The following is a 13,109-nucleotide window of genomic DNA, read 5'->3' on the forward strand; positions in this document are numbered from 1 at the left end:
TTGTGACCACATGACCATTTAGGCATAAAAAAGAAGGCATGAACGCTCTCATGCCTTCTTCAATACCCAATTAACGAGGTACTTTGGTTTTAGACTTTGGTTTTCCTGAAAATGGTCTTTTCTCACCCGTTTCACGTGGTGGTAAACCATTATGTTGCGTCAATAGCTGCCCTTTTTGCGGACGCTGTTGACCTGACGGTGAACGAGACTGACCTTGGCCACGTTTTGCAGAATCTCCTGCGACAGAAGAATTCTTCTTACGTGCTGATTTATATTCACCTTCAGCTGTACCTTGTGGCTGATAAGTTGGAATCAAATGCTGCTTTGAATTTCCGATTAAATCTACACGCCCCATCTCTTTCAAAGCTTCACGCAATAAAGGCCAGTTATTTGGATCATGGTAGCGTAAGAATGCCTTATGCAGACGACGACGCTTTTCGCCTTTCACAATATCCACATTTTCAGTATAACGTGCCACCTTAGACAATGGATTTTTGCCTGAGTAATACATGGTGGTTGCAGTTGCCATAGGTGATGGATAGAAGGTCTGTACCTGATCGGCACGGAAGCCATTTTTCTTCAACCAAATCGCCAGATTCATCATGTCGTAATCGGTGGTACCTGGATGTGCGGCAATAAAGTATGGAATTAAATACTGTTCCTTACCTGCTTCCTTACTGAAACGCTCAAACATTTGCTTAAAGCGATCATAAGTCCCGATACCTGGTTTCATCATCTTGGATAATGGGCCATTTTCGGTATGCTCAGGCGCAATTTTCAGGTAGCCACCGACATGGTGCTGGACCAATTCTTTGACATATTCAGGGTTTAGGACCGCAAGGTCATAACGCAGACCCGAACCAATCAGAATCTTCTTCACCCCTTTGATTTCACGTGCTTTCCGATAAAGCTGAACCAAAGGTGCATGGTCGGTATGTAAGTTCTGACAAACACCTGGATAAACACACGATGGTTTACGGCAATTCTTTTCAATTTCAGGGTCTTGGCAATGCAAACGGTACATGTTCGCCGTTGGACCACCTAAATCCGAAATAATCCCAGTGAAGTTAGGTGCAGTATCACGGATCTTTTCAATTTCACGTAAAATTGAATCTTCCGAACGGTTTTGGATAATACGGCCTTCATGCTCGGTAATCGAACAGAAAGTACAACCACCAAAACAACCGCGCATGATATTCACAGAGAATTTGATCATATCAAAGGCAGGAAAGCGCGCATTGCCATAAGCAGGATGCGGTAAGCGTGCATAAGGTAAATCAAACACATAGTCCATTTCCTCAGTGGTCAGAGGAATTGGCGGTGGATTGATCCAGACATCACGTTCACCATGACGTTGCACCAATGCACGTGCATTACCTGGGTTGGTTTCCAAATGCAAAATACGGTTGGCATGTGCATAGAGCACCTGATCCTCAGCCACTTCTTCATAAGAAGGTAAACGGATTACCGCCAATTCTCGTGGTGGTAATTTATGTTTAATCGCTTTTGATGGTGCAGGTTTTAGCTGTACGATCTGCGTATCTGGATCTAGATTGTCGCCTTCACGTACGATTGGATTTGCCACAAATTCTTTTTGGAAGTTCTGGTATTGAGCCAGTGAGTTGCCTTTTTCTTTTTCAACTTCACAGCCATCAATATCTTCAGTCATCACATAAGGGTTAATGATCTGATCCACACGCCCAATGCTATCGACATCGTTACTGGCGATTTCAACGAATTTTGCTTTCGATTTTTTATTATGTTTATTGATAATAAATGCAGTACCACGAACATCAGTAATTTCGTGAACTTTTTCACCTTTGGCTAAACGATGCATCACGTCGATAATGGCACGCTCACCATTGCCATACATCAATAAATCAGCTTTAGAGTCCATCAAAATTGAACGACGAACTTTATCTGACCAATAGTCATAATGTGCGATACGACGTAAGCTGCCTTCAATACCACCAAGTAAGACTGGAACGTCAGGAAATGCCTCACGGCAACGCTGACAGTAAACCGTTGCTGCGCGATCTGGGCGTTTATTCGCTTCATTATTAGGTGAATAGGCATCATCAGAGCGGATTTTACGATCTGCCGTATAACGGTTGATCATCGAATCCATATTCCCTGCGGTCACACCCCATGCAATGGTTGGCTTACCTAAAACACGGAAACTCTCGACATTGGTCCAGTCTGGTTGCGCGATGATTCCGACACGAAAACCTTGTGCTTCAAGCACACGCCCAATTACGCCCGAGACAAAAGATGGATGGTCGATATAGGCATCGCCACACACTAAAATAAAGTCACATGCATCCCAGCCGAGTAGATCCATTTCTTCTCGTGACATCGGCAAAAATGGTGCGGGTTCAAAACACGACGCCCAATATTTGTCGTAATCAAACAACGCTTTTGGCGCGGTCTGCATGGTGTAGGCAGTAGACATGGCTTGCGAATCTCGGCTAGCAGATGAAGGAGAGACATCTATCGGGGTTGGCGGTATTTTAACCCCTAAAATGAAAGCCGATCATTTTAACATGAATTTCATTCATTTTCCCTGTTTATAAAACATTCAGGAACAAGGGGATAACAAATTATTTGTATAAAGTTTAATCAGAAAGTAAGTTTGAGCACCAAACTAGACTTTTAATTAATAGGAAACAGCGCTACTTATTCCATTTGATCGAACCACCTCTTTGACCGTATAACCCGACTCAATATAGCCTCGACCTCCTGAAACTGTCTGACCATTCGCCAAAGTTACTTCTAGTCGATATCCACCCTCTCCTTGTACAAAGAACTGGGTTGCGATTGTCTTGTTATTTTCGAGTGGCTGAAAAAAGATTTGATGCTGAACGCCTGCTGTTTTTACAGACAGTTTAAGCATACTGATGGTTTGCCCACTTTGATTTGAAATTTGCATGCTAACCAAAGGTTGAAACCAATGCTTTAAGCCTGCGGTCAACGCTCCCATAGCAAAACTGATCATTAACGAAATAATGATCAGGAACACAATCCATATCTGTTTAACCCTTGTCATTCTAATACTTTAATTTTTGATTTATTAAGGAAAACTCTAAAGCATAAACCATAAAAAGCAAAGTCAATCCGATTGCCGCATCGACAAAGATCTCAACCGCAATGCTAAAAAAAGCCCAAGTGCTAAAACCACCGCCACCATGAAGTTTATTCCCGTCCAACCATAGTTCTCCCAGACCAATCCACCACTACTGCCAAGTAAACTTGAGCCAATGTAATAGCAAAATAAATATAATGAGGAAGCGACTGCACGATACTGTACGGCCTGAACCGAGACCCAGCTACTTGCAGTCGAATGTGCTGCAAAAAATGAAAAGGTAAAAATTGTAAGACCTAGTAAAATGGTCCAAAGCGATGGGATCAAGGTAATAAACAGACCGATCATCATCATCACCAATAACACAGGCAACACTTTATCGCGCCCATACTTAAAGCCCCATTGTGCGGCTTTGGGTGAACTATAAATTCCTGCCAAATAAGCAATTGAAATCAGGCCGATCCATGTTTGCGATAAATGAAAGGGCGCTTCTAATAAGTGGTAACTGATATAGTTAAATACGGTCACCAGACAGCCCATCAGAATAAAGCCTTGGGCAAATAGAATGCGTAGTTTCGGATCTTTTAAATTTTGCTCAAACGCGGCTTTAAAACGTGAAAATCGGAATGGAAACGGTTTGAAATGCTGTGATTTGGGCAATAACAGATAGAATAAGCAAGCAATCACCAAATTCAGAAAACCAATAATATAGGTTGCCGATTGCCAAGAAATAAAATCGACCAAAACACCCGCAATCAGACGCCCCCCCATACCGCCAATCGCTGTGCCTGAGATATATAGCCCCATCGCAAAACCGATATCCTTCTGTGCAATCTCTTCTCCGATATAGGTCATTGCCACAGCGGCAACCCCACTGACTGCTAAGCCAATCAAAACACGGGTACTTAAAAAGATTTCCCATATTGGAAAAGAAGCACTAATCAGCAATAAAATCGAGACCAAAAATAAGGCACATACCATGATCGGTTTACGCCCAAAACGGTCAGAAATAAAACCCGTGAACAGCAAGCCAATCGCCAGTGCGATGGTGGAAAAGGATAAGGGGAAACTACTGTGGGTCGGGCTGACATGAAAGAAGTGTGCAAAAATCGGCATCATTGGCTGTACACAGTACAGCGATGAAAACGACGCAAAACCTGCAAAGAACAATGACCATAAAATCGCAGTAAACGATTTTGAACCATACTCGATATGGGTTGGGCGCAGCACTGATTCAGACATGAGGACTCCTTATGCCCGACCAGTATACGCCCTCAGCCAAAATGCGGAATGATCATTTCGGCCATTTTTATCAAATGTTTAAAATAATGCTTTAGGCAGGCGAATCTGAATCATCTCATTATCATCGGGAAGTTTGGCATTGCGTCCTGATGAACCGGGGAAATTATTGTCATTCAATACCGTCAAAGTAGTGCCATTTTCAATAATCACATCCTCAATGGTTTCAAATGGGAAGGCAAATACCTGACCTGTCCCAATATCCCCTTCCCGTGCTGCGCCATATAATCCATTAGGATTGGCAATCTTGATTAAATCAACCAAGTCTTCACGTGCCACCACTTGTTTCGGCTCATTAAATTTAATCCGAATCAATTTCTTATGGCCACCGAGATTATTTTGACTCACATCGCGCTCAATAATGAGACCTTCTTTGTCATTAAACAATTGGAAGTCGCCAATATTGGTGGCTTTACTATCCAGTACGAACCAATAATAAACACCCGTATAGGCTTTCTTCTGCAGATCAAATTGAGAGATCAGCAGCCTACCTGTTGAATCATTCAGCAATGGTTTTTCCAGTAGTGGATACAGATATTTGCCATCAGGTGAAATCGCCATCCCTTCAAAACCACTACTGCGCCCCACCAATGGCTCAACATAATTGATATTGGCTTTATTTAGCTGGTTTTGCGGAGAGCGTAACTCTTGGCTCGGATTAAATGGATTGGGCAAAGCAATCGGTGCATCGAGCAACACGCCCTCTGCGGAAAAATGTAATAAGAATGGACCAAATTCATCACCAATCCAATAGCTACCATCTGGCGCACGTTGCATTGATTCAGGATCAAAGTCCGCCCCTGTCAATAAGCGTTCTGGCGTATTACCATTTACAATATCAAAAGGAACCAAATTATTCGGATCTCGTAATTGAATGAAGCTTTGTACTTGTACCTGTCCTGTGCCTTTGCTCTTGGTTTTAAAATCGGCTTTGATTTTATAAATGCGTAATAAGAAATCAGCTGAATTATCCTGTGTGCCAAAACCATTATCGGCCATGGCCATATAACTGCCATCCTGATTTTTTAAGGCTGCAGAAAAGCCCTGTACGGGTTGTCCCTTAAAGGGTGGATAGATGCCATTAGCGCCGCTCACCGCTTTACCTGAATCTGGTCCAGCGGCATAAGTTGCGACAGGAAGCTTGGCGAAAGAAATCAGCGTGGGCTCTGTGACTTTCTCAGTCGATGTATTCTGATCTTGATTATTGTCATCATTATTACAGGCAGTTAAACCCAAAGTGCTACAGCAGAATAAAGCCAATAAAGTTTTCTTGTTCATGGTTTTATACATTTGGTAAAAAATTAGGCAAATTAAAACAAGTTTTTATGACGCTTTTACTGCAATAAAATGAAGTCTTTATGGCGAAAAGATGACAATGTAACGCAATGCTTTTTTTGTCTATCACAAGCACTGACATAACTTCGATCTTAGTCAAGTTTAGTCGGTTGATATTCGCCTGCAATCGCCGCTTTTAAAAACTTTCGAAAGGTTGGACACTGCATATGATTCTCTGCAGGACATACCGCGGCATGTCTCAGTCCCTCGCTAATAAAGTGCAAACGTCGGGTCATCTGCTCTAGTTGTTCTGCTTTCTCATTGAGCATAGCTCGATCCAATTCAGGCTGACCATTTTCTCCAAACATATGTGCAATTTCAGTTAAGGAAAAACCTGCCGCCCGCCCCAAAGCAATTAATGCTAGTTGATCTAACACTTGTTTACCGTATTGTCGGCGTAGTCCAGAACGGCCAATCGACTTAATCAGCCCTTTCTCTTCATAAAAACGTAAAGTCGATGTTGCAACATTTGCTCTTTTTGCAACTTCTCCAATATCCATAAATACCTCTTGACTTCAAGTTGACTTGAACTTGCACACTCTCTTTATCGCGTTTTATGCAAAAAAGATCAAGGTGAAAAAATGGAAACTGCGGAACTGTTATTTCAAATCCTATGCTTAGGTATCGGTGCCACGCTGATGATGGATATGTGGCTATTGCTGTTAAAAAGACTCAATCTTCCAAGCTTAAATTTTGCCTTACTGGGCCGTTGGGTCGGTTGGATGTTTCGAGGCAAATTCTGGCATCAATCGATTGCGCAAAGTCCTGCCATTCGACAGGAATATGCCTTGGGTTGGCTGGCACATTACAGTGTCGGTATCCTCTTTGCATTTAGCTTTATCCTTATGGTAGGAGAAGCATGGTTATTGCAACCACAATTCACCTCTGCCTTTATTTTCGGGGTGATCACGGTGCTTATTCCCTTTTTCATCATGCAACCGGCTATGGGGTCAGGTATTGCCTCCGCTAAAACTGCGCAGCCTTTACATAACTGTCTACGAAGTCTGGTTAACCACGCTATTTTCGGCTGCGGTTTATATCTCAGCGCGCTATTGCTTGCATTATTTTACTGAGGAGTCCAACCATGAAATCCATTGCTATTATTTATCATAGCCGTCAGGGTCATACCCAATTTATTGCCCAACAGATTCAACTCGGTGCAGCACAAATTGAGCAGATTAAAATTGATCTATTCACCGCTGAACAGTTAATGTCGCAACCTGAATTACTGTGTCACTATGATGGACTGATTTGGGGCTCACCAACCTATTTGGGTGGTGTGTCAGGCACATTCAAACAACTAATGGATGCCACTGGGCCCCTATGGAAGAAGCAGGCATTTAAAGGAAAATTAGCCGCAGGATTTACGGTTTCCTCACTGCCCGCAGGGGATAAACAATCCACTCTGATTTCACTTTTCACCTTTTCGATGCAACACGGTATGATATGGGTCGGCAATCCTATTTTACCTGAGCAACATCAAGGTGTTCCGTACACGCAAGCAGCCAATCGTCTCGGGTCATGGTCTGGCCTGATGGCCCAAGCTGAACATGCCAGCGCGGCAGATGCTTTTGATGTTGGCGATATTAAAACTGCCCAGTTATTTGGACAAAACTTTGCATTCAGCTTAAATGCATATCAAGGAACATGATCAAGTGAAAGCAGCAAGTTTATTATTTCCACTCATTCTATCCTGCATGATGTCTTTTTTAATCTCAGGCATCACCACATTGAAGGCAGTTGGCTTCATCGATCACTTCTTTTCGATGTGGATGTCAGCATGGATTGTGGCGTGGATGTTTGCCTTTCCTAGCGTATTGGTCTGCGCGCCAATTGCACAAAGACTGGTGGGCTGGATTCTCAAGAAACGTTAATGTGCGTTTTGTAAGCAAAAGCCTACAGTGACTGTGGTGATTGGCGAATACACCTAATGAGATAAATTCACTAATATATCAATCATAGAGAGACAGGATGTCTCATTCAGAATAATAAGACACACAGGATGTGGTCGTTGACAGGAGTTGACGGCAACAAACCAAATATGAGAAAGCCTCGACAGGATGTCGGGGCTTTTTTATTCAGCTGAATATCTAAAATTAAACGATTTACCCCTACAGATTGCATTGACTGTTATCGACTTGCTCCCTACCATCCGCATGTTTTATAGATGACGGTCAAATTGTTTCACGATGATAATTTACAACAAATTTTCTTTTTCTCGCTTTCACATTCCTTTTGCTAAATTGAGCCTTATTTTTTTAAGTACTTACTTCACTGTCGCGTGTACCACAACCAAAGCACCTACAGTCAATCACTCCCAAAAACTGTCTTCTGGTATTCAAAACGCTTTTTCAGTATCACCAACAACCGCCAATCGGGTTGCTCCCATCATTCTGCAAACAGCTGAGCGCCACAATATTTCACCACATTTATTGGCTGCGCTGATCCGTCAAGAGTCTAGCTATAGAACTCGTGCACGCTCTTCAGCAGATGCCGTAGGTTTAACCCAAGTGCGCCCAAAATTCTGGCAACAGTTTTGCCCTGGTGATTTATATGATGAACAGGTTAACATCAATTGTGGTGCCTATATTCTGGCAAACTATTATCAATCGACAGGTGATTGGGCAAAAGCTCTCGGCTATTACAATGTTGGTCCTACAGGTTACAGAAGAAGCCCGTATATGCGCCAGCAAGCTGAACGCTATGCCAGTTCGGTTAAACGCCATGAACAAAGCTTAAAAGAAGCGCTATAAACACTTGTTGTCAGTCAAAACCTACAGAAATTGTGGTGATTAGCGAATACCAGAGATGACTCAACTGCTCTAATCTATAAACCATAAAGAGACAGGATGTCTCATTCAGAACAACAAGAAATACAGGACGTGCTCGTTGACAGGAGTTAGCGGCAAGAAACCAAATATGAGAAAGCCTCGACAGGATGTCGGGGCTTTTTTATGACCCGCTTAAATTCAATTATTACTGTAAAATAACTGCTATTGACTCCCCTAAACTGAGTGCATACCATCCTTATACTTCTGTTTGGTATCGGGTTCTGGTTTTGCACATCACATCGACTTCTTCTGATCAACATACGACCTTCAAACCGTTTGCCTCTATTATTTTCAAGATCAGCCTTGTTGTGTTTGCCATCAGTCTATCTGCCTGTAGCAGTTTAAGCGGGTCCTTTGCCAACCGCTCGAATCAACTTTCATCAGGCTTACAAAATGCCTATTCAGTTTCCCCGACTACGGCCAATCGCTTATCGCCGATGATTATTCAAAGTGCCGAGCGTTATGATGTATCTCCAACTTTACTTGCAGCCCTGATCCGCCAAGAATCGAACTACAACAGCTCTGCGCGTTCACCAACAGGTGCCATCGGTTTAACTCAAATTATTTCCAGCCATTGGCGTCAGTCTTGTCCAGGCAATCTCTATGATGAGAATGTCAATATTAACTGTGGTGCACATGTGCTCTCGACCTACTATAGATCTGCTGGCAGTTGGTCTAAAGCTGTGGCCTATTACAATGTCGGACCAACAGGCTACGAACGTAGTTTCTGGACGCGTCATAAAGCCAAAAAATATGCACGTTCAGTCAAACGTCATGAAAAAACACTAAAGAAAGCCCTTTAAAATCAATAAAAAACCATGCATCAAGCATGGTTTTTTATTGGGCTGAATAACGAAATTAAGCTTCGTCAAACAAACCTTCAAATAAGACTGAAGATAAATAACGCTCACCACTATCTGGCAAGATCACGACAATGGTTTTGCCTGCATTTTCAGGACGTTCTGCAATTTGTGCTGCTGCTGCCAATGCCGCACCACTCGAAATACCGACCAAGATCCCTTCCTGAGTTGCACACTTTCTTGCCCACTCAATGGCATCTGCGCTATTCACAGGCAGTACTTCATCAACGAGATCTAGGTCCAAGTTTTTAGGAATAAAATTCGCACCAATTCCCTGAATTTTGTGTGGTGCAGGTGTGATGCTTTCACCACGTTTGGTTTGAGTGATGATTGGTGATTCCGCAGGTTCAACCGCAACTGAATACAATGGTTTATTCTGAACTTGTTCAAAATAACGTGAAATACCCGTAATGGTTCCACCCGTTCCCACACCAGCAACCAAAATATCGACTTGACCATTGGTGGCTTGCCAAATTTCAGGACCAGTGGTGTCGGTATGAATTTGTGGATTGGCTGGATTCTCAAACTGCTGTGGCAAGAAATATTGTTCTGGATTTTCAGTGGCCAAACGAACAGCCTCATCAACTGCACCTTTCATACCTTTGGCAGGATCAGTCAGCACTAGATCTGCACCTAAAGCTTTTAGTACTTTTCGACGCTCTAAGCTCATACTGGCTGGCATGGTTAAGGTAATCGGATAACCTTTGGCTGCTGCAACAAACGCTAAAGCAATCCCTGTATTACCACTGGTCGGCTCAACAATATGCATACCTGTTTTAAGTACACCACGTTTTTCCGCATCTGCAATCAACGCTGCACCAATACGACATTTCACTGAGAATGCAGGGTTACGGCTTTCTACTTTTGCCAGTACCGTTGCACCCGTTTTAATCAGGCGATTGATACGGACTAAAGGTGTGTTACCAATGGCTTCGGCATTATTTGAATAAACGGCAATACCGAGGTTGGCAGGTGTTGGAAATTGCTGATCGGTCGACATGTTATTTCCTTATTAGATTTGGAATGATTCTTAATCATTATAGGCATGTCAGCCAAGGAGGAAAGTAGAAAACGTTAAGATTTATGAAAAGTTATCATTTTCAATAGGATAAAATTAGAATTGATTTTATCCTGATTTGCTTCCCTTTGCTCATTAAAATCATTTTATAGATGAATAGTTTAGTGATTAGCAGCTACCAAAGCTCACCCTCACGCCACTCGGTGCAAATCGTATCATCAACTGTACAATGTGATAGCAACGCTTTCAGCCGAATGCTCAACGGATATAGCATGATTTCATTCTCATCCGTCAGATAAGTAGACCTATCTTGCTGAATATATAAATCGCCTAACCAAGGCGTCCAACCTAATTTTTTATAGAATGTCACATCTTCAGGTTGTAATGCAGTAAGTTCATAACCCATATGAGTTAAAGCTTCGATCAAATATCTTAATAACTGTGATGCAAGCCCTTTTCCCCGCATCATTGCATCAGTCGTCACATATTCAACATAAGCGGTTCTCACCTTAACGCTGCCATGAATAATGAAAATTCTATCCGTCCATAAAGCATGTGACACAATCTTATCATCCAAGATAGCAACGAGATGAACAGCTGTTTGCATGAAGGCATATTGACTCCAAGGGTCTTCATCAAAAGCAGTAAAACATAGCTCAGCAATCTGTTGTCGCGCTTGTTCATTCAGGTCTCGAGCCGCGATAATTTTAAACTGCATAGGGATAGACTCAGCGGAAACTACTCATATCTTAAGCAAAGATTGGACTGGCATGAAGTATTTCTAGCTAAAAGGATGACTGATAAGAAATGAAATTTCCGTCTCATTTTTAATATTAAAAATAATTGAATCAAGATAATCCCCCCTGAACTATTCAGCCAAAGAATATCTAGCTTGAAAGGCTGACTTTAGTTTTACACAATTAGCCAACTTTATTGCTGAATTAAATCCAATTCCTCATCGACCAATGTTTGCGTTGTATCACTCAATAAAATCCCCACTCGCTCACAATGAATCATCAAATGTTCCAACCATCTCTGGGCAGCCAATAGTTCCAAGGTATGGGTCGCAGAGACGTTCCGATTGGCAGCATCTTCAATAATTCTCTGCCTTACAAACTCTTGTTTTTCTTTCATTTCCTGAGCAATTAAAGATAAATCATTGACGAAACTTTCAGGTATTTTTAGAAAGGGCTCTTGTAACAAATAGGGAATATTTTGCTCAAGAGTTCCTGCAAAATGTTGTGCTAAAGCATAAACAATCGTTTGATTCTGAATGTTTTCAATATGAGCTACATCATTTAAATCATTACGTAGAACACGAACATAAACCACCAATCTTAATAAGATGATTAAACGATGTTGATCTGCAACAGACTGTGGAACCGTCATTTGATCTAGATAATGTTCAACTTTAGTCAAAATACGATCAAATTCATCAGTCTTCACCAACGTAGCAACCATTTCACCACGGATACAACGCACCACAATGCCATAGATATCAGCAATTGATTGCAACAACACACGTTCAGCTGTCGCAATCGCCAAGGCAGGAACACTATAAAGTGATTCATCTAAATAGCGGGTTGAAGAAAGTTCCTTTTCTGGTAATAAGCGAACAATCAGCTGCTCAAAACGAGGTAAAAGAGGCATAAAAATACAGGCCCCTAACAAGCTAAAAGCTGTATGAAAGGCTGCGACCAATAACACAGGATCTAATTGATGAATGATATTGATTTGATTATATGCCCACATAAATAGAGGGGATAACAGAAGAAAAGCAAAAATAGCGGTAACTACATTAAAAATAACATGAACAGCAGCGGTGCGTTTAGCACTTGTCGTCGCACCCAGCGCAGCCAAAACAGCAGTTGCTACGGTTCCGACATTCTGACCAATCACCAAAGCCAGTGTCTGTTCAAGATTAATCGTTTGTGTCGCGAGTGCGGTTAAGGTGGTTGTAATGGCCGCACTCGATGACTGCAATACAATGGTCATTAATATGCCCACTACAACCAAGATTAATTTCATTGTAATGGTGGGTTCAGCCCAATGGGATAGATCAATAAACTGAGCCACACCACTCATGGCATCTTGTAAAAGTTGAATACCAAAAAAAAGTAATCCAAAACCCGCCAAAACCAACCCAATAAAAGCAATTTTTTCTTTACCTAATAGTTTTAATAAAGCACCCACACCAATCAATGGCAGGGCAAAACTAGATATGGAAAACTTTAAGCCAAGTAAAGCAACCATCCAGCCTGTACTGGTCGTGCCAATATTTGCGCCAATAATTACCCCAATTGCATGGCTAAAGCTTAATACGCCCGCACTGACAAAACCGATCGTTGCCAAAGTCGTGGCGGTCGAAGACTGGACCACAACCGTTAAACCGATTCCAGATAATAGCGCCTTGATCGGAGAACTAGTAAAGCGAACTAACCATTGACGTAATGCTTCCCCCGCAATTGCTTTCAAGCTGTCTGTCATTAAAGACATACCTAAAAGAAATAAACCAATCCCACCCATCAATTGCACAATAACGTTAAGCACCGCATTTCCTTGTTATAATTTTCTATTTTCAAACCAGCATATCGCCTTTTTATACACTTTTTCTATTTGATTAATGTTGAATTGGTTCATTTCTAATAATATTTCTCCCCACCATAAAAAACACCCCCTCTGCG

General features: G+C 42.0%; 13 protein-coding genes. 5 read left to right on the forward strand and 8 right to left on the reverse strand.

Annotation, left to right across the window (positions count from 1 at the left end):
- Window positions 1-70: 70 nt before the first annotated feature.
- The 5 genes from A7P55_RS07525 to A7P55_RS07545 form a co-directional block, all read right to left on the reverse strand.
- On the reverse strand, window positions 71-2,452 hold the full coding sequence (locus tag A7P55_RS07525; RefSeq protein ID WP_171551658.1) for a YgiQ family radical SAM protein: 2,382 nt from the start codon (window positions 2,450-2,452) through the stop codon (window positions 71-73).
- A gap of 204 nt (window positions 2,453-2,656) precedes the next feature.
- Window positions 2,657-3,046, reverse strand: coding sequence for a hypothetical protein (locus tag A7P55_RS07530; protein WP_171551659.1), 390 nt, complete (start codon window positions 3,044-3,046; stop codon window positions 2,657-2,659).
- Window positions 3,047-3,109: 63 nt separating this feature from the next.
- Entirely contained in the window at window positions 3,110-4,324 is a 1,215-nt protein-coding gene (locus A7P55_RS07535) for an MFS transporter (protein ID WP_171551660.1), read from the reverse strand.
- A gap of 78 nt (window positions 4,325-4,402) precedes the next feature.
- Complete coding sequence (locus tag A7P55_RS07540; RefSeq protein ID WP_171551661.1) at window positions 4,403-5,659, reverse strand: esterase-like activity of phytase family protein; 1,257 nt, start codon at window positions 5,657-5,659, stop codon at window positions 4,403-4,405.
- A gap of 149 nt (window positions 5,660-5,808) precedes the next feature.
- On the reverse strand, window positions 5,809-6,216 hold the full coding sequence (locus A7P55_RS07545) for a helix-turn-helix domain-containing protein (RefSeq protein WP_171551662.1): 408 nt from the start codon (window positions 6,214-6,216) through the stop codon (window positions 5,809-5,811).
- An 81-nt stretch (window positions 6,217-6,297) separates the two neighbouring features.
- On the opposite strand from A7P55_RS07545, the gene A7P55_RS07550 reads away from it, so the two are divergent.
- The 5 genes from A7P55_RS07550 (at window position 6,298) to A7P55_RS07570 (ending at window position 9,350) form a co-directional block, all read left to right on the forward strand.
- Entirely contained in the window at window positions 6,298-6,789 is a 492-nt protein-coding gene (locus A7P55_RS07550) for a DUF2938 family protein (RefSeq protein WP_171551663.1), read from the forward strand.
- An 11-nt stretch (window positions 6,790-6,800) separates the two neighbouring features.
- Window positions 6,801-7,367 (forward strand): flavodoxin family protein, encoded by a 567-nt coding sequence (locus A7P55_RS07555; RefSeq protein WP_171551664.1) that lies wholly within the window; start codon window positions 6,801-6,803, stop codon window positions 7,365-7,367.
- Between the two features lie 4 nt (window positions 7,368-7,371).
- Window positions 7,372-7,590: a DUF2798 domain-containing protein gene (locus A7P55_RS07560; protein ID WP_016540761.1), complete on the forward strand. Its 219-nt coding sequence runs from the start codon at window positions 7,372-7,374 to the stop codon at window positions 7,588-7,590.
- Between the two features lie 315 nt (window positions 7,591-7,905).
- Window positions 7,906-8,469 (forward strand): transglycosylase SLT domain-containing protein, encoded by a 564-nt coding sequence (locus tag A7P55_RS07565; protein ID WP_171551665.1) that lies wholly within the window; start codon window positions 7,906-7,908, stop codon window positions 8,467-8,469.
- A gap of 362 nt (window positions 8,470-8,831) precedes the next feature.
- Window positions 8,832-9,350, forward strand: coding sequence for a transglycosylase SLT domain-containing protein (locus A7P55_RS07570; RefSeq protein WP_171551680.1), 519 nt, complete (start codon window positions 8,832-8,834; stop codon window positions 9,348-9,350).
- 55 nt (window positions 9,351-9,405) lie between these two features.
- Here A7P55_RS07570 and cysK read toward each other — a convergent pair whose 3' ends face one another.
- The 3 genes from cysK to A7P55_RS07585 form a co-directional block, all read right to left on the reverse strand.
- On the reverse strand, window positions 9,406-10,407 hold the full coding sequence (gene cysK / locus A7P55_RS07575) for a cysteine synthase A (protein WP_078197425.1): 1,002 nt from the start codon (window positions 10,405-10,407) through the stop codon (window positions 9,406-9,408).
- Window positions 10,408-10,600: 193 nt separating this feature from the next.
- Window positions 10,601-11,143, reverse strand: a complete 543-nt coding sequence (locus tag A7P55_RS07580; RefSeq protein WP_171551666.1) for a GNAT family N-acetyltransferase — start codon at window positions 11,141-11,143, stop codon at window positions 10,601-10,603.
- A gap of 212 nt (window positions 11,144-11,355) precedes the next feature.
- Window positions 11,356-12,975, reverse strand: a complete 1,620-nt coding sequence (locus tag A7P55_RS07585) for a Na/Pi symporter (protein ID WP_171551667.1) — start codon at window positions 12,973-12,975, stop codon at window positions 11,356-11,358.
- Window positions 12,976-13,109: the final 134 nt, after the last annotated feature.

This window comes from Acinetobacter sp. Ac_5812 (genome assembly GCF_013072695.1).
In the GTDB taxonomy this organism is placed as follows: domain Bacteria; phylum Pseudomonadota; class Gammaproteobacteria; order Pseudomonadales; family Moraxellaceae; genus Acinetobacter.

Coding starts and splice junctions, on each gene's coding strand:
- A7P55_RS07565 (WP_171551665.1), top strand. CDS start 7,906: ATGATAATTTACAACAAATTTTCTTTTTCTCGCTTTCACATTCCTTTT.
- A7P55_RS07530 (WP_171551659.1), bottom strand. CDS start 3,046: ATGACAAGGGTTAAACAGATATGGATTGTGTTCCTGATCATTATTTCG.
- cysK (WP_078197425.1), bottom strand. CDS start 10,407: ATGTCGACCGATCAGCAATTTCCAACACCTGCCAACCTCGGTATTGCC.
- A7P55_RS07535 (WP_171551660.1), bottom strand. CDS start 4,324: ATGTCTGAATCAGTGCTGCGCCCAACCCATATCGAGTATGGTTCAAAA.
- A7P55_RS07580 (WP_171551666.1), bottom strand. CDS start 11,143: ATGCAGTTTAAAATTATCGCGGCTCGAGACCTGAATGAACAAGCGCGA.
- A7P55_RS07545 (WP_171551662.1), bottom strand. CDS start 6,216: ATGGATATTGGAGAAGTTGCAAAAAGAGCAAATGTTGCAACATCGACT.
- A7P55_RS07540 (WP_171551661.1), bottom strand. CDS start 5,659: ATGAACAAGAAAACTTTATTGGCTTTATTCTGCTGTAGCACTTTGGGT.
- A7P55_RS07550 (WP_171551663.1), top strand. CDS start 6,298: ATGGAAACTGCGGAACTGTTATTTCAAATCCTATGCTTAGGTATCGGT.
- A7P55_RS07555 (WP_171551664.1), top strand. CDS start 6,801: ATGAAATCCATTGCTATTATTTATCATAGCCGTCAGGGTCATACCCAA.
- A7P55_RS07525 (WP_171551658.1), bottom strand. CDS start 2,452: ATGTCTACTGCCTACACCATGCAGACCGCGCCAAAAGCGTTGTTTGAT.